This window comes from Pseudomonas sp. 05T35 (genome assembly GCF_056396605.1).
Window position 1 is genome coordinate 1 of sequence record NZ_JBFTLU010000050.1, and the last position, 15,413, is coordinate 15,413.

Genomic DNA, 15,413 nt, shown 5'->3' on the forward strand with positions numbered 1-15,413 from the left:
CGCTCCGTCTTGCTCAGCCACATATCGCGCATGGAGCCGTCTTTGATCTGCATCGGATAGACGTGCTCGCTGGTGTCGACCGAAATATCGAGCACCACCAAGCGATCTTTCATGGCGAACGCTTCCTCCATCTTCGACTTCAAATCCTTCGAGTCGGTGATGCGCACGCCGACGTGACCATAGGCCTCTGCCAGCTTGACGAAGTCAGGCAGCGATTCCATGTAGGAGTGCGAGTGACGGCTGCCGTAACTCATGTCCTGCCACTGGCGAACCATACCCAGAACACCGTTGTTCAGGATGACGATTTTTACCGGCAAACCGTATTGCAGACAGGTGGACAGTTCCTGAATGTTCATCTGGATACTGCCCTCGCCCGTCACGCAGACGACGTCGGCATCCGGGAAGCTCAACTTGATGCCCATAGCCGCCGGGAAACCGAAGCCCATGGTGCCCAGGCCACCGGAGTTGATCCAGCGGTTCGGCTTATTGAACTTGTAGTACTGCGCCGCGAACATTTGGTGCTGGCCCACGTCGGAGGTCACAAAGGCATCGCCCTTGGTCACTTCGCAGAGGGTTTCGATCACGGTTTGCGGCTTGATAACGCTACCGTCGCCCTTTTCATACGGGAACAGGCCACGATCACCACGCCACTCGTCAACTTGCTTCCACCAGCTGGCAACAGACTCCTTGTTCGGGGTCTCGCCGATTTCCTTGAGGATCGCGACCATTTCGGTCAGGACGCTCTCAACCGGGCCAACGATAGGCACGTCTGCCTTGATGGTCTTGGAAATCGAAGCCGGATCGATGTCGATGTGAATGATCTTGGCGTTCGGACAGAACTTGGCCGGGCCGTTGATCACGCGGTCATCGAAACGCGCGCCGACAGCAAGAATCACGTCAGCATGGTGCATGGCCAGGTTGGCGGTGTAGCTACCGTGCATGCCCAGCATGCCGATGAACTGACGGTCGGTGCCAGGGTAGGCGCCCAGGCCCATCAGGGTGTTGGTCACTGGCAGGTTGAGCATTTGCGCCAGCTCGGTCAGCGGCGCGGAGCCACCGCCCAGGATCACGCCACCGCCCGAATACAGCACGGGACGCTTGGCCGCCAGAAGCATTTCTGCTGCCTTGCGGATTTGCCCGGAGTGACCACGAACCGCCGGGCTGTAGGAACGCAGCTTGGCTTTTTTCGGGAAGACGTATTCGAATTTTTCGGCCGGGTTGGTCATGTCTTTCGGGATATCGACAACGACAGGACCGGGACGACCGGATTGCGCCAGGTAGAACGCTTTCTTCATGACTTCCGGGATTTCCGACGCGTGCTTGATCATGAAACTGTGTTTCACGATCGGCCGGGAGATACCGATCATGTCGGTTTCCTGGAACGCATCGGTGCCTACCATGGTGCTAGGCACCTGGCCGGAAATGATCACCATCGGAATGGAGTCCATGTAGGCCGTGGCAATACCGGTGATGGCGTTGGTTGCGCCCGGGCCGGAGGTCACCAGTACTACACCGGCTTTACCGGTAGCACGAGCATAGCCGTCAGCCATATGGGTCGCAGCCTGTTCGTGACGAACCAGGATGTGGGTCACTTCCGGCTCTTTGAACAGGGCATCGTATACATGAAGGAGAGCACCGCCCGGGTACCCGTAGATATATTTGACGCCTTCGTCACGCAAAAAGCGGACGAGCATCTCACCGCCAGATAAAAGCTCCACGTTGTTCACCTCTAAAACGCCAGAATACCGCCCACATAAGGGGACGGGTCTTAATAGGTTTACTTCTCGGCAGAGCATGAGCGACGGTGGTCGCCGACTACGTCAGCACTGACTGAGCAAGTATTGGGATCGTCCCAAGTGTTGCGGGGCTTTCCCACCCAGCGCGAGGTAACGCGTTGCGGGTGTAACAGGTCGGCGCGGATGTGCGCCTCATGATCTGCCGAGCGGGCCTGCTTCTGGCAGTCCCTCTACAGCGGACTTTGGATTCTTCTGTTTCGCCCTCTGCAAGTCAAGCCGTCAATGTGCTTTATTCGAACTAAGCGCATGAGAACGCAAGAAAAAACCTATAAATAGCAGGTGTGTTAGCTTCAATTGCGCAACCCACGACAAGGAAACGGCATGCGAACGTTGATCTTCACGGCCAGTCTGCTGATTGGCCTGAGCCCTTTGTGCATGGCCAGTCCGATCTACAAGTGGATCGATGGCCAGGGCGTTACCCATTTTGATGCACAGCCGCCTCAAGGCCAGGAAGCCACCGTAGTGAAACCCGCCCTGCCCGCAGGCAAACCGATCACACCACCGCGCAGCAGCGCGATAGGCGACCAACAGGCCATCGATAACACAGTGAAAAAGCAGGTCGCCGAGAGGCAAGCCCAGCTCAAGACGTTCTGCGAACAGGCACGAACGAACCTGGCTCAACTGCAGAACAATCCGAGGTTACGCGAGGAAGTCGACGGTGAGATGCGTCGCCTGACAGACCAACAGCGTCAGGAACGCATCACCGAAACACAAAAACAGATCCAGGATAACTGCCAGTAGACGCTGGCAGTTTCCGGCTTAGCGGGAGGTCGTGATGAGCTGATCGAACTCTTTGAGCAAGGCTTGCAACTGCTGATCCCTGCCCTGGACATTACGCGAAGCAAAGACCATCTCGGCCATTTCCTGAATGCCCGAGGCATTCGGCAGCGGCAGGTTGTTCTCGAGGATGGTCTTCATGCGTGGCAGGAAGATCCATTGCAGCCACTGCTCGAAATCCAGCGTATCGACGGAAAATGGTTCGACACTGGCCAGCGCTTCAGCGCTTGGTGGAACCTCGTCCCACCAGCCCTGAAGACGCAACTCGCGCTCGATCAGCAGCAGCTGTTCAGCGATCTTCGGAAAACGGACATCCATCAGAGCGAAACCTTGGCCTTTTGACGAGCCTGCGCCGCGCCTGCGGAGTCGCCCTGTTTCTCACGCGCCTGGGCGATCAATTCCCACAGGCTCGCCTGCAAATCCGGACGCCCATTGGCAAACGTCAAACCACGGCGAGCGAACTGCTCGGCCTGAGCTGCATCACCTTGGGCCAAGCGCACCTGCGCCAGACGATAAAGCACTTGCGGCTCACGCGGAGCAACCCGCTGGGCACGCTCAAGGCTGGAGGACGCACCATTGAGATCGCCGCTCGCCTGTTGCTGCTGCGCAGTGGTCAGCAAGGCCAGCACCGGACCGTCAAGCTGCTCGTCGGCAGACAAACCGCCGGCGCTGCTCGCGGGAGGAATCCCGCTCGGCGTCGATGGCATGCTGTAGTTACCCTGATTGATTGGTGCCGACTGCATCGGTCCGCTGTCATACGTCCCCGGAGTAATCGGACCGGAGCTGATCGGGCCAGGACTGATCGGCTGCGTGCTGATTGGCGTCGACGTCGTCGCGCCACCGCCCGGGATCATTACCACCACGCCAGTGTCACCCTGCGGGATCGCCTGAGTCTGGGCTTGTGCCGGACGTTTCACGGTGCTTTTGCGGAAACCGCCATTGGCAGAGATCCGCTCACTGTTGGACACGGCCGTACCGGAGTCGACCACTGGAATCGAGCCGTGCTGCACATTGGAGCAACCGCTGAGCAAAGCCAGGGCTGTCACCGTAACCGCTGGAATAAACCACTTGTTCACTTGAATCCCTCTTTGCTTAATTCATCCAGCCCTTGACCCAATCCATCACCGATTCGCCTGGCGAGGGGCCTGAACCACCGCACGCAGCGCCAGGAGGCGGTTCGCTGCCGCGAATATACGGCATCTGCACTGCGCCTGGGCAGCTGGCTTCAGAACCCTGCCCGGTACGCGAATCGACCCAGGCCTGAACGATATTATCCGGCTGCGGCATATCCAGCGGCAACGGGTCGGCCTTGCGCATGAAACTGGTCCAGACCTGCAATGCACCCGTGGCACCGGTGAACGGCGTCTTGCCGTTGTCATCGCGCCCCAGCCAGACCACTGCCAGCAGATCCTGGCTGAAACCCGCGAACCAGCTGTCTCGCGAGTCGTTACTGGTACCGGTTTTACCCGCCAGCGTCAGTGTCTTGGGCAGAACGTTGTAAACCGAGCTGCCGGTACCTTCACGCATCACGCGCTGCATGGCGCTCTGGATCAGGTAGATGGACGCCGGATCGAAACGCTGCTGAATCTGGAACGGATAACGCTTGAGCGGCTGACCTTCGGCGGTCAGTACGCTGCGAATCCCGCGCATCGGCGTGTTGAAACCACCGTTGGCCAGAGTCTGGTACATGGTTGCGACTTCTATCGGCGTCATGCCACCCGCCCCCAACAGCATCGACGGGAAGGCCGGAAACTCGCGAGTGATGCCCAGACGCCCAAGGGTTTTCAGGACGTTCGGTACACCGACTTCCAGCCCCAGACGCGCCGTCGACAGGTTGTAGGAATGCGCCAGCCCCTGGTAGAGGAAAACCGTACCGTGGGAGCGACGATCATAGTTCTGCGGTTTCCAGACCTGACCATCTGCGCCTTTGACCGAGAAAGACTCATCGGACAGCCAACTGGTCAAGGTGTACTGACTCGGTTTTTCAAGCGCGGTCAGGTACACCGCCGGCTTGATCAGGGAACCGATTGGCCGTACGGCATCCAGCGCGCGGTTGAAGCCGGCAAAGCTGGCCTGACGACTACCGATCATCGCCTGGACTTCACCGGTTTCAGGGTTGGTCACGACCATCGCCGCTTCAACGTCATCCGAACCTTTGCGGCCGGCAAGGCGCTTGAAGGTATCGTTAACCGAGGCTTCGGCTTTCATCTGCAGGATCGGGTCGAAACTGGTGAAGATCCGCAGACCTTCTTCGGTCAAGTCTTCTTCGCGGTAGTCTTCGCGCAGTTGACGCTTGACCAGATCGAGGAAGCCCGGGAACGAACTGTCGGCGAGGCTGCCGCGCTTGGTCACGCCCAGCGGCATATTCTTCGCTGCGGCGACTTGCTCGGCAGTAGCGACACCTTGCTGTTCCAGCAGATCGAGCACCAGATTGCGTCGCTCAAGCGCGCGTTCCGGATAGCGACGCGGGTTGTAGTAGGACGGCCCTTTGACCATGCCCACCAGCAACGCGACTTGATGCAACTTGAGTTCGGATAGCGGCTGGCTGAAGAAGAACTGGCTGGCCAGACCAAAACCGTGCACGGCGCGCTGACCGTCCTGACCGATGAACACTTCATTGAGGTAAGCCTCAAGAATGTCCGGCTTTTTGTAGTGCAACTCAAGCAGCATCGCCATCATCGCTTCGGTCAGCTTACGGCTCAGGCTGCGCTCGTTGGTCAGGTAGAAGTTCTTGACCAGTTGCTGCGTCAACGTACTACCGCCCTGGCGCATTTGCCCGGCCGATGTGTTGACCCAAACAGCCCGCATGATCGACTTCGGCGACACACCGAAGTGGTGGTAGAAGTCGCGGTCTTCCACCGCCACCAGCGTATCGAGCAGATACGGCGGCACCTGGTCGATCTTGATCAGGATGCGGTCTTCGAGGTTTTTCGGGTAAAGGCCACCGATCAACAGCGGCTCGAGGCGCACCACCGACAGTTTTGAACCGTTGGTCGACGACAGCTCGGCGACGTAATCGCCCGAGAAACGCACACGTACCGGTTGAGCCTGCTCCAGCCCCTCATAGAACTGGAAACCACGGGTGTTCAAATCGACGGTATTGCCGTTGACCGATGCCGCGCCCGGTCCATTGGCCACGCTTTCGCGGCGATACCCCAAGGCATCGAGTTCGACGAGAAAGTCTTCCTTGCTCAGCTTTTGTCCGACGAACAGCTCGAGCGGGCGCGCATAAACCTTGGCCGGAATGGTCCAGCGCTTGCCGKWGAAYTTCTCCTGGACCACGGCRTCGAGGTAAACCGCGAASCCKGCYAGCACCACRAGGCCGACCAGRCTGAGCTTCAGCGCCCAGCCTAACCAGGGGCGCAGGCCGCTAGAAGGAGGTTTTTTAGGGGAACGAGGGGATCGGGTACGAGTCATGGCGGCGGATTATACGCACTTTATTCCTGATCAACATGAGCCCGACGAGGTTTGCGTTAGCCCGGCTTGCCGCCATAATGTTGCCCTTGAATTTTTCCAGACCCTGAAGGATCACCTGTGAGCCAGTCCCTGATCGCTGCCCTGCAAAATCCGGCCCTCTACCCGCATCCTGTGGAGGGATTCCAGGTCATCGAGACGCACATCTCCTGGGTGCTGCTCACTGGCCCCTATGCTTATAAAGTGAAGAAGCCGGTCAATTTCGGCTTCCTCGACTTCACCAGTCTCGAGTCACGCGAACATTTCTGCGCCGAAGAACTGCGTCTGAACCAGCGTCTGACCAACGATTTGTACCTTGAAGTGTTGCCGATCACCGGCAGTGTTGAAGCGCCGCAATTGGGCGGCACCGGTCCAGTGCTCGATTACGCGCTGAAAATGCGCCAGTTCCCGCAAAGCCAGTTGCTCAGCAACCTGCAGGCCAATGGCGAACTGACGACTGCGCACATCGACGAGATGGCCAGGCAGATCGCCCGGTTCCACCTGAGCACCCCGAAGGTTCCGGCAGCTCATGAAGCCGGCACGCCTGAAAGCGTCATGGCACCGGTGCGGCAGAACTTCGAACAAATCCGCCCGTTCCTCAGCGAAAAAGCCGACCTGCTGCAACTCGACGCCCTGCAAGCCTGGGCCGAAAGCAGTTTCGAACGCCTGAAACCACTGTTGGTACAACGTAAGGCCGAAGGTTTCATCCGCGAATGCCACGGTGATATCCATTTGGGCAACGTCACTGTGATCGACGGCAACGTGGTGATTTTCGACTGCATCGAATTCAACGAGCCGTTCCGCTTCACCGACGTCTATGCCGACACCGGTTTCCTGGCGATGGACCTTGAAGACCGTGGCCTGAAAAGCCTGGCTCGCCGCTTCATAAGCCAATACCTGGAGCTGACCGGCGACTATCAGGGCCTTGAGCTGCTGAACTTCTATAAAGCCTACCGCGCACTGGTTCGCGCCAAGGTCGCCCTGTTCAGCATGCCCGCCGAGGCCGATCCGGTGCAGCGTGCTACCACCCTGCGCCAGTACCGCAACTACGCCAACCTGGCGGAAAGTTACAGCACCATTCCTTCGCGCTTCATGGCGATCACCCATGGTGTTTCCGCCGTCGGTAAAAGCCACGTAGCCATGCGTCTGGTAGAAGCACTGGGCGCGATTCGCCTGCGTTCCGATGTCGAACGCAAGCGCCTGTTCGGCGAACAGCACGTACCGAACGACCTGCAAGCCGGTATCTACAGCGCCGACGCCAGTGCTGCCACCTATTCCCGCCTGCATGAAATCGCTGGCGTGATTTTGCGCGCCGGTTTCCCGGTGGTCATCGACGCGACTTACCTCAAGCGTGAACAACGCGACAGCGCGGCAAAAATCGCCGAAGCGACCGGTGCGCCATTCCTGATCCTTGATTGCAATGCGCCACAAGCCGTGATCGAGAGCTGGCTCGCACAGCGTCAGGCAGACAAAAACGATCCGTCCGACGCCACTCTGGCTGTTATCGCGGCTCAACAAGCCAATCGCGAGCCGCTGACCCCAGCAGAGATTCTCTGCAGCAAACGCGTTCAGACCAATGAAAGCGGAACCCTCGACACCGTGGTCGCGCAGATTCGTCAGCGTCTTCCGGGACTGTAAGAAACTATTTCAGGCGTGAAGCCCTAACCGGCTTCACGTACTCAAAATAGTGGCACTATACTGGCGTCATAAAACCAACAGGTGACACCTTATGAGCCAGCCGAAACTTCTCGACACCCCGCTGTATGCCCTGCTGCACAAAGATGACATCGAAGGCTTCAATCGCGAAAGGCCCAAGTCCGGGCCTATCGATATGGTGGGTGGCGACTTTCGTGGCCTCGACCTGCGCGAGCTGAACGCTGAAGGTATTGATTTCAGCGATGCCTACTTCCGCTCTGCCGACCTGCGCGGCATTGATTTTCGTGATGCTTCGCTGGAAGGCGCGAGCCTGGCTCACGCACAAATCTCCGGTGCCTATTTTCCCTCCGAGCTGAGCGCTGACGAAATTCTCATGTCGATGAATTTCGGCACTCGCCTGCGCTACCGCACCCGCTAACACCTGCCGTCACCTGAAGTCCGGTGCCCCCACTGCGCGCCGGACTGCATGCCTGATCTCCCAAGTCCTTTCCTGCCGCTGCTACCGCCCTTTCCAGAGCTATCTGGTAGAACGCCTTAGAAGCTTTTGCGTTCAAACTGACCAAACAACCACGCTTTTCCTACTGACCGCTACACTCCTGTGAGGCTTGCCCACGCACTCTTCGGCTGTCGCAAGGAGGCTTGATGAATGATGAACTGCAACACCTGAAAAACCTTGGCAAGACATCGGCGCAATGGCTGCATGCCGTGGGCATCCACAGCGCCTCGGACTTGCGCCGCCTGGGCGCGGTGGATGCTTATCGGGCGGTACGCACTCGCGGGTTTCGCGCCTCGAAGGTGTTGTTGTATGCGATTGAGGGGGCGCTGATGGATGTGCACTGGAACGATATTCCCGCTGATCGCAAGGAAGCACTCAATAAACAACTTGAAGCCATTTCGTCACGTCACAAGGTCTAAAGCCCAGCTTTTACAGGCAATCCAGACGAGTGTTTGGCAAAAGAGCAAAGAATTCAGAAATCAGCGATTGACTTACAAATGAGAATCGTTATGATTATCACAACTGATCGCGAGATCAGCTGATCTTCCGAAAGACCATTGGTTCGGACTCTCGGATTATCTCCTCATCAGGCTAATCACGGTTATTTGACCCGGCTCTTGCCGGGTCTTTTTTTGCCTGTCGAAAAGTACTTCGAGAGACTCGCTGACTGCGTGTTACTGGCGTATCTGCGCGCAATAGTCCTGCACAGGTCGGGCGGCCGTGTACCAGACGTAATCCGCCGATGCCGACGAGACCACAGCTCCCTTCTCCGCCAGCATCACCACCACGGGCGCCGAATGCTCGCCAAGATCTTGCACATGCAGCGGTACGCCAATGTCCAGCCGTGCGTGATAAGCGCCGGCAAACAACAATGCCGGCGCGGGCGCTGCCAGCAGCTGTGCGGCCATTTGCCGATCACGTTGTTGCTGAACTGCCAGCATCGCCGGCATCCGGCTTTCGGGTAACAACCCGCAATGAGACTCACGGATTTGCGCCAGCAGCTCAATCCTGACCACTGGCGCATTCGACCGGGTTCCGCTTACGGCCGGCGCTTGCTTGTATATCCGCCGAATGTCAGTCGAGTCCAGATTCGCCGCCAGTAACGGATAGGGCTGAGCCAGGGCATACCGCACAATCGGCCCATACAGATTCCAGTCCCAACCCGATTGCCAAGCCAACGCCGCCGGCAAATCGGCAGGCCAGCGAGCGGTGTCCAACGCATGGATTTCATCGACACGCGCCTGCTGATCCGGCGTCAGCATTTCCAGCAGCACGCTGCCCTGAGTCCGGCGCTGGGCCAGTGCCTGCAATAACCACAGTTGCGCGTGATGGTGATCGGGATTGTCATGCTGCTCGCCAACGATCAGCCGTGGCGCCCCGGCCAACCGATCGACCAGCGCTTGTGCGCTCAGGCGCTGACCGCTATGCAGATCGCGAATCACACCCGCCGGTTGATCCACGGCACTGGGTGCCATGTTTTGGCATGACACCAGTAATAACAGCGCCAGAATCAATATCCCACGCATGAGCTCACCTCAACGGGCGATGATCAGCGGATGCCCGCGCTCCGGGTGCGGCTGCACCAACACATCCAGCCCGAACACGGCTTTGAGCGGCTCCGGCCGCAGCACCTGCTGCGGCGTGTCCAACGCATGCGGACGGCCACCCTCGAGCAGCAGAATACGATCACAGTAACGCGCCGCCAGATTCAGGTCATGCAGAATCACCAGCACCGCCGCACCGCGATCAGCAAATTCACGAATCACCTGCAAGGTGGTGTGCTGATGCAGCGGATCGAGCATCGACGTCGGCTCGTCGAGCAGCAAGGTTTGCCCGGCCGCCCCCGGCCAAAGCTGCGCCAGCACCCGCGCCAGATGCACACGCTGGCGTTCACCGCCGGACAGGGCGAGGTAGCTGCGGCCACTCAAATGCCCGACATCGGCGGCCTGCAAAGCAGCGGCGACAATCTCGTCATCGCGCACCCGGCCTGTTTGATGCGGTAAACGGCCCATGCCGACCACCTCCTCGACGCGGAACGCAAAATCCAGGGTAGAGGTCTGGGGCAATACTGCCAGGCGTTGCGCCCGCTGTGTGCCATCCCATTGGCTTAGCTCGCGCTGATCAAGCCAGACACGGCCGTGATCAGGGTGCAACTCACCACATAACGCCCCGAGCAAGGTGCTTTTGCCTGCGCCATTGGGGCCCAGCACCCCGAGGACTTCACCCGGCTTGAGCTCAAGATCGATATCCGCCAGCACAATTTTCTTGCCGCGGCAGATCTGCAGGTTTTCCACTCGCAGCATCAGGCGCGACCTCGTAGCAGCAAATATAGAAAGAATGGTGCGCCGATAAACGCCGTAACGATGCCAATCGGCAATTCAGCCGGGGCCAGCGCCAACCGCGCCACCAGATCGGCAAACAACAACAGGCTGGCGCCTGCCAGTACTGAGGCCGGCAATAACACGCGATGATCGGGTCCCGCCAACAGTCGCACCAGATGCGGCACCACCAGCCCGACAAAACCGATCATCCCTGCCGCCGCAACAGCGGCACCGACGCCCAGCGCGGTGCAGAACACCAGCTCGCGCTTGAGCCCTTCGACGTTGATCCCCAAATGACTGGCCTCGGACTCACCGAGCAATAACGCATTCAACGCCTTGGCCCGGCGCGGCAACCACAGTGCTACCGCGGCGCTCACCAGCAACAATGGCCACAGTCGCGCATAGCTGGCGCCATTCAGGCTGCCCAGGTTCCAGAAAGTCAGCGTACGCAAGSTCGCGTCGTCCGCCAGATAGGTGAACAAACCCACCGCCGAACTGGCCAGCGCCGTCAGGGCGATGCCTGCCAGCAACATGGTTGCCACGTTGGTCTGGCCATTACGCCGACCAAGACGGTAAACCAGTGCCGTCACCCCGAGCCCACCCAGAAACGCACACAGCGATAACAGATAAGGGCCGATCGCCTCAGGCAAACCGCCAAACAGCGCGCCGCCGACGATCGCAATCGCCGCACCCAGCGCGGCACCACTGGAAACACCGACCAACCCCGGATCGGCCAGCGGATTGCGGAACAAGCCCTGCATCGCCACGCCCGACAACGCCAGCACCCCGCCCACCGCCAAGCCGAGCAAGGTTCGCGGCAAGCGAATCTGCCCGAGGATCAGTTCGGCCTGCTCCAGCCCTTCAGCAGGAATCGGTAATCCAATCATCCGCATCGCGGCGCGCAACGTATCGAGCAGCGGCAAACTGACCGGCCCCAGGGCCAATGACAACCAGATCGCCAGCAAACACAGCAGGCTCAGCGCGATGAACAACGAACGGGGTTTGACCAGAGTACTCATGGGGCGATGGTTGCCTTGGCCGATTCATCGGGATAGAACCCGGCGGACAGCGTCACCAGGCTCAAAGGCAAGCGTGGCCCCAAGCCGCCAACCAACAGCGTCGGGTCCAGCTCGAACACCCGCCCGGCCTTGGCCGCTGGCGTCGACGCGAGAATCGGGTTTTCCTTGAACAACGCGGTACGCGCGGCGTCACCGGTCAGCGCCCGGTCGGCAAACACCAGCACGTCTGGCGCCAGGCCCGCGAGGGACTCAACGGAAAAAGGCTTGTAACCGGTATGGGTCGCCAGGTTATGCCCACCCGCCTGTTGCAACAGCCAATCGGCTGCGGTGTCCTTGCCGGCGATCAACGGCTTGCCGCCAGCGTGCCCCAGCAACAGCAACACGCCCGGCGCTTTTTGTTTGGCCTGAGCCTGTCTGACCCAGGCTTTCTGCTGCTCAAGTTGCTGTTGATAACTCTGGAACAACGCCGTGGCCTGCGGCTCGCTACCGAGCAATTTACCCAGGTGCTGCAAGTTGCCTTGCAGGGTTGGCAAGTCAGGTTGTGCAGAGAACAACTCAACCTGCACCCCGGCACCGCGAATCTGCGACAACACTGGCGGTGGGCCCATTTCTTCGGTGCCAATGAGAATCTGCGGACGCAAACTCAGGATGCCTTCTGCCGATAATTGCCGCTGATAACCGATACTCGGCAAGGCCTTGAGCGATTCGGGATGCTGGCTGGTGCTGTCAACGCCGACCAGTTTCGACTCGCCGCCCAACGCACTCACCCACTCCGACAAAGCCCMGCCGGCACTGACCCAGCGTTGCGGCAATTCGGTCGCTTGAGCCCCATGGTTGACCAAAAGTCCGACACAGAGCGCAATAGCGCTGGTACTCAGGCGCATAACAGGGTTTCCTTTGTGGAGTTTTCCCGCAGGATCAAGGCGTCGTCAGCTACGCAGCCACCACGGGCGAAACACCCATTTGATAATTGTTTGCATTTGCACGTCAAGCGCAGACACATTTGCTAACCAGTGAGCGCGCACGCATCACCGCCAGAGGCCAGAGCCTTTGGCACTTGAGGATAGTCATGAAGTTTCTTTGCTCCAGCGCCGAGCTGGTCGATGCCAGCAGCCGTGGCTTCGAGATCAACGGCCAGAAGTTGTTTGCCGTACGCCGTGAAAGCCGGGTCTACGTGTACGAAAATCGCTGCCCGCATCGCGGCGTCGGCCTCGAATGGCACCCAGACCAGTTTCTCGACCCCAGCGCCAGCCTGATCCAGTGCGCCACCCATGGCGCACTGTTTCTGATCGAAAGCGGTGAATGCGTGGCCGGGCCCTGTGCCGGGCAGTCCCTCAGTGCCCTGGCGTGCCGCGAAGACAGCCAGGGCATCTGGGTTCAACTTTAGGCGTCGAGCAACACCTCCAGTCGACGGTCAACGCGCACCTCATTCGAGGTCAGGCTCACACCGTACGCCAACACTTCAACCCCGGCCGCTTTCGCCTCGCGCAACGCGGCCGCATAACCCGGATCGATCTCCTCGGCCGGGCGCACCGAGTCAATGCCGGTCAGATTGACGCAATACAACTGCACCGCACGAATACCGTCCCGCGCCAGGCATGCCAGCTCGCGCAAGTGCTTGGCACCGCGCTGAGTCACCGCGCGCGGTGTTCACGCAGGCCAGCCGCCCTTGTGGGGTTTCACTGATCTCCCAAGTGCCGGGCAACTTGCGTTTCGGATCATTGGAGCGGCTGAACCAGACCTGCCCGCCTTCGACCATGCAATTGAACATCGATCCGGTGTTGGGGCAGTGAATGGTCAGCAACTCGCCGCCAACGGTTTCGATATCGGCGAGAAAACGCTTGTAGCGACGAATCAGCCGACCTTCTTCCAGAGGAGGATTGAAATGCATCAGCCTTGCCAGCTCCGCAGGCCACGGGCAATCCGCTGAACCGCCTCCTGCAAACGCGGCAGGCTCTGGGTGTAGGCGAACCGCACGTGATGACCGGCCTGATACCGACCAAAATCCAGGCCCGGGGTGAAGGCAACGTGTTCGGTTTCCAGAAAGTGCCGGCAGAAGGCAAACGCATCACCGCCAAAGGCACTGATGTCGGCATACAGATAGAAGGCGCCTTCCGGCTCCACGGCGATCCCGAAACCCAACTCGCGCAAGGCTGGCAACAGGAAGTCACGTCGGCACCCGAACTCGGCCCGGCGCTCTTCGAGAATGCTGATGGTGTCCGGCTCGAAGCAGGCCAGTGCTGCGTGCTGGGCCATGCTCGGCGCGCTGATGTAAAGGTTCTGCGCGAGTTTTTCCAACTCGCCGACCGCAGCCTCCGGGGCGACCAGCCAACCAAGGCGCCAGCCGGTCATGCCGAAATACTTGGAGAAACTGTTCAGCACAAAAGCGCTGTCATCGACTTCAAGCACACTGGCGGCGTCGGTGCCGTAGGTCAGGCCGTGATAAATCTCGTCCACCACCAGATGGCCGTGGCGCTCTTTGATTGCTGCAGACAGCCCGGCCAGCTCATCGCGAGTGAGGATGGTCCCGGTCGGGTTGGCCGGTGAAGCGACCAGTGCGCCCACGCTGTCGTGGTCCCAGTAACGCTCGACCAGGCCTGGTGTCAGTTGATAGCGCACGTCCGGGCCGACCGGCACCAATTGCGCCGCACCTTCCACCAGCCGCAGGAAATGCCGGTTGCACGGGTACCCCGGGTCAGCCAGCAGCCAGTGTTTACCGGGATCGACCAGCAAAGCGCTGGCCAACAGTAACGCGCCAGAACCGCCCGGCGTGATCAGGATGCGCTGCGGGTCGATGTTCAAACCGTAACGTTGCTCATAGAAGCCCGAGATGGCTTCACGCAGCTCTGGAATGCCGCGAGCCGCGGTGTAACGGGTTTTCCCCGCCGTCAGCGCCGCCTGGCCGGCCTTGATGATCGGCTCGGCGGTGGTGAAATCCGGTTCGCCGATTTCCAGGTGAATCACGTCGTGCCCGGCCGCTTGCAATTCATTGGCGCGCGCCAGCAATGCCATGACATGGAAAGGTTCGATAGCGCGGCTGCGCGCACTGTAGGGCTGAGCCATTAGCCTTCCTTCAACGGGGAAAAGAATTGATTCTACCCAAGCCCGGGAACGAGCGAGAACCTAAAGCGGTCACAACCGGAAGTTCACCCGTAAAAGAGCTGATACATATGGCTCAGGATTGACTAAAATCAATATCTGATCAGGCCTCCAGACCCGCCAGACAAGGCTTTGCAAACATTTGCAAGCCTTGCGGACCGCAGCCTCGACATCCGGGAGTAGCGCGCTCCGATTTGATCTGGTAAGTTCGCCCGCTTGCAGCCGCAGGGCCGGCAGGTGTCGGTGATGGAGCAATCCTGCGCAATGGATTACAAGAGTAGAGGCGGTCCATTTCATGCCCACCCAAGCAAAGCAACAGCAGAACCAGTCGATCAGCGGCTTCGAACCCTACAAAGAAGTGAAGGGTGAGGAGTACATGGGGCAGTCCATGCGCGCGCACTTCACCAAGATCCTGAACAAGTGGAAACAGGACTTGATGCAGGAAGTCGACCGCACTGTTGATCACATGAAGGACGAAGCGGCGAACTTCCCCGACCCGGCCGACCGTGCCAGTCAGGAAGAAGAATTCAGCCTCGAACTGCGTGCCCGCGACCGCGAGCGCAAGCTGATCAAGAAAATTGACAAGACCCTGCAACTGATCGAAGACGAAGAATACGGCTGGTGCGAGTCCTGCGGTGTCGAGATCGGCGTCAAACGCCTGGAAGCCCGCCCTACCGCCGACATGTGTGTCGACTGCAAGACCCTTGCAGAAATCAAGGAAAAGCAAGTCGGCAAGTAAGTGGCCGCTTGAACGAAGAACGGAGCGTGCGAACGCTCCGTTTTTGTTTCTGACTGT

15 protein-coding genes and 1 pseudogene are annotated in these 15,413 nt (G+C 59.4%); 6 read left to right on the forward strand and 10 right to left on the reverse strand.

The features are described 5' to 3' along the window. Positions 1-1,718: acetolactate synthase 3 large subunit (locus tag AC1DH9_RS05935; RefSeq protein WP_477807918.1), on the reverse strand; the 1,718-nt coding region annotated here is incomplete at its 3' end. A 399-nt stretch (positions 1,719-2,117) separates the two neighbouring features. Between AC1DH9_RS05935 and AC1DH9_RS05940 the strand changes: the two genes are divergently transcribed. Continuing rightward, the gene (locus AC1DH9_RS05940) at positions 2,118-2,537 is read left to right on the forward strand and encodes a DUF4124 domain-containing protein (RefSeq protein ID WP_427534201.1); all 420 of its coding nucleotides are present in this window, start codon (positions 2,118-2,120) and stop codon (positions 2,535-2,537) included. 18 nt (positions 2,538-2,555) lie between these two features. Here AC1DH9_RS05940 and AC1DH9_RS05945 read toward each other — a convergent pair whose 3' ends face one another. Genes AC1DH9_RS05945 through mrcB form a run of 3 tightly spaced genes read right to left on the reverse strand, consistent with a single transcriptional unit; the run spans position 2,556 to position 5,990 of the window. Continuing rightward, positions 2,556-2,891 carry a YqcC family protein gene (locus tag AC1DH9_RS05945; protein WP_427546592.1) on the reverse strand — a complete coding sequence of 112 codons (336 nt, stop codon included), beginning with the start codon at positions 2,889-2,891 and terminating at the stop codon, positions 2,556-2,558. Beyond that, positions 2,891-3,649, reverse strand: a complete 759-nt coding sequence (locus AC1DH9_RS05950) for a tetratricopeptide repeat protein (RefSeq protein ID WP_427546594.1) — start codon at positions 3,647-3,649, stop codon at positions 2,891-2,893. Before AC1DH9_RS05950 ends, AC1DH9_RS05945 begins: the two co-directional genes overlap by 1 nt. A gap of 16 nt (positions 3,650-3,665) precedes the next feature. Then, positions 3,666-5,990: a penicillin-binding protein 1B gene (mrcB, locus tag AC1DH9_RS05955; RefSeq protein ID WP_477807919.1), complete on the reverse strand. Its 2,325-nt coding sequence runs from the start codon at positions 5,988-5,990 to the stop codon at positions 3,666-3,668. A gap of 117 nt (positions 5,991-6,107) precedes the next feature. Between mrcB and AC1DH9_RS05960 the strand changes: the two genes are divergently transcribed. From AC1DH9_RS05960 to AC1DH9_RS05970, 3 genes are all read left to right on the forward strand, one after another. Then, a complete protein-coding gene (locus AC1DH9_RS05960) occupies positions 6,108-7,664 on the forward strand; it encodes a bifunctional aminoglycoside phosphotransferase/ATP-binding protein (protein ID WP_427546600.1) in 1,557 nt (518 codons plus the stop codon). A gap of 91 nt (positions 7,665-7,755) precedes the next feature. Beyond that, positions 7,756-8,100, forward strand: coding sequence for a pentapeptide repeat-containing protein (locus AC1DH9_RS05965; protein WP_054595571.1), 345 nt, complete (start codon positions 7,756-7,758; stop codon positions 8,098-8,100). Positions 8,101-8,324: 224 nt separating this feature from the next. Continuing rightward, on the forward strand, positions 8,325-8,597 hold the full coding sequence (locus tag AC1DH9_RS05970) for a TfoX/Sxy family protein (RefSeq protein ID WP_019691679.1): 273 nt from the start codon (positions 8,325-8,327) through the stop codon (positions 8,595-8,597). Between the two features lie 255 nt (positions 8,598-8,852). On the opposite strand, the gene AC1DH9_RS05975 is transcribed toward AC1DH9_RS05970, so the two are convergent. Genes AC1DH9_RS05975 through AC1DH9_RS05990 form a run of 4 tightly spaced genes read right to left on the reverse strand, consistent with a single transcriptional unit; the run spans position 8,853 to position 12,402 of the window. Next, positions 8,853-9,704: a ChaN family lipoprotein gene (locus AC1DH9_RS05975; RefSeq protein WP_427546603.1), complete on the reverse strand. Its 852-nt coding sequence runs from the start codon at positions 9,702-9,704 to the stop codon at positions 8,853-8,855. 9 nt (positions 9,705-9,713) lie between these two features. Further along, positions 9,714-10,481, reverse strand: a complete 768-nt coding sequence (locus tag AC1DH9_RS05980) for a heme ABC transporter ATP-binding protein (protein ID WP_427546606.1) — start codon at positions 10,479-10,481, stop codon at positions 9,714-9,716. Further along, complete coding sequence (locus AC1DH9_RS05985) at positions 10,481-11,464, reverse strand: FecCD family ABC transporter permease (protein ID WP_477807923.1); 984 nt, start codon at positions 11,462-11,464, stop codon at positions 10,481-10,483. The genes AC1DH9_RS05980 and AC1DH9_RS05985 overlap by 1 nt, the downstream gene beginning before the upstream one ends. A gap of 50 nt (positions 11,465-11,514) precedes the next feature. After that, positions 11,515-12,402: a heme/hemin ABC transporter substrate-binding protein gene (locus AC1DH9_RS05990; RefSeq protein WP_477807920.1), complete on the reverse strand. Its 888-nt coding sequence runs from the start codon at positions 12,400-12,402 to the stop codon at positions 11,515-11,517. Between the two features lie 185 nt (positions 12,403-12,587). On the opposite strand from AC1DH9_RS05990, the gene AC1DH9_RS05995 reads away from it, so the two are divergent. Further along, complete coding sequence (locus tag AC1DH9_RS05995; RefSeq protein ID WP_427546612.1) at positions 12,588-12,905, forward strand: Rieske (2Fe-2S) protein; 318 nt, start codon at positions 12,588-12,590, stop codon at positions 12,903-12,905. Here AC1DH9_RS05995 and AC1DH9_RS06000 read toward each other — a convergent pair. Together AC1DH9_RS06000 and AC1DH9_RS06005 are read right to left on the reverse strand one after the other, a co-directional pair. Beyond that, positions 12,902-13,409 (reverse strand): annotated as a pseudogene (locus AC1DH9_RS06000) (DNA/RNA nuclease SfsA). The gene AC1DH9_RS05995 and the pseudogene AC1DH9_RS06000 sit on opposite strands and share 4 nt — an antisense overlap. After that, entirely contained in the window at positions 13,409-14,581 is a 1,173-nt protein-coding gene (locus AC1DH9_RS06005; protein ID WP_427546617.1) for a pyridoxal phosphate-dependent aminotransferase, read from the reverse strand. Before AC1DH9_RS06005 ends, AC1DH9_RS06000 begins: the two are co-directional and overlap by 1 nt. 331 nt (positions 14,582-14,912) lie before the next feature. Between AC1DH9_RS06005 and dksA the strand changes: the two genes are divergently transcribed. After that, positions 14,913-15,356 carry an RNA polymerase-binding protein DksA gene (dksA, locus tag AC1DH9_RS06010; RefSeq protein WP_427534217.1) on the forward strand — a complete coding sequence of 148 codons (444 nt, stop codon included), beginning with the start codon at positions 14,913-14,915 and terminating at the stop codon, positions 15,354-15,356. The last annotated feature ends 57 nt before the right edge of the window (positions 15,357-15,413 follow it).

Excerpts from the sequence above, each read along its gene's own strand:
- AC1DH9_RS05940 (WP_427534201.1), top strand. The coding sequence starts at position 2,118 with ATGCGAACGTTGATCTTCACGGCCAGTCTGCTGATTGGCCTGAGCCCT.
- AC1DH9_RS05945 (WP_427546592.1), bottom strand. The coding sequence starts at position 2,891 with ATGGATGTCCGTTTTCCGAAGATCGCTGAACAGCTGCTGCTGATCGAG.
- AC1DH9_RS05965 (WP_054595571.1), top strand. The coding sequence starts at position 7,756 with ATGAGCCAGCCGAAACTTCTCGACACCCCGCTGTATGCCCTGCTGCAC.
- AC1DH9_RS05970 (WP_019691679.1), top strand. The coding sequence starts at position 8,325 with ATGAATGATGAACTGCAACACCTGAAAAACCTTGGCAAGACATCGGCG.
- AC1DH9_RS05975 (WP_427546603.1), bottom strand. The coding sequence starts at position 9,704 with ATGCGTGGGATATTGATTCTGGCGCTGTTATTACTGGTGTCATGCCAA.
- AC1DH9_RS05980 (WP_427546606.1), bottom strand. The coding sequence starts at position 10,481 with ATGCTGCGAGTGGAAAACCTGCAGATCTGCCGCGGCAAGAAAATTGTG.
- AC1DH9_RS05995 (WP_427546612.1), top strand. The coding sequence starts at position 12,588 with ATGAAGTTTCTTTGCTCCAGCGCCGAGCTGGTCGATGCCAGCAGCCGT.
- AC1DH9_RS06005 (WP_427546617.1), bottom strand. The coding sequence starts at position 14,581 with ATGGCTCAGCCCTACAGTGCGCGCAGCCGCGCTATCGAACCTTTCCAT.
- dksA (WP_427534217.1), top strand. The coding sequence starts at position 14,913 with ATGCCCACCCAAGCAAAGCAACAGCAGAACCAGTCGATCAGCGGCTTC.